1 protein-coding gene is annotated in these 268 nt (G+C 47.8%); it reads right to left on the minus strand.

Annotated features, from left to right (window positions below):
* On the minus strand, positions 1–268 hold a 268-nt coding region (locus ACSNOG_RS33400), incomplete at both ends, for an effector binding domain-containing protein (protein WP_436756420.1).

Below are 268 nucleotides of genomic sequence, written 5' to 3' on the forward strand. Positions count from 1 at the left end.
TTAGGAAATTGAATGACCCGGGTTGCTTCGGGTAGAGCTTCATCGGTCATGACGCCAGCATAATACATCATCTTGTTATTCACCGCTTCGTTCACGGCAAACAAGTATTCATTCGCGGCTGCCGCCTTTAATGCGTCCAGCCTTCCGTCCTGCTGTACTTCCTCCCAGAAATCTGCCTTTTCCTTGTTAATACCGGCATAATCCGTATAATCGCTTTGGAGCTCGGTTCCGATCCCTACTACGATAAAGCTGTCCTTTTCCTCAATAC

The sequence above is a fragment of the Streptomyces sp. URMC 124 genome (assembly GCF_051386455.1).
GTDB lineage: Bacteria > Actinomycetota > Actinomycetes > Streptomycetales > Streptomycetaceae > Streptomyces.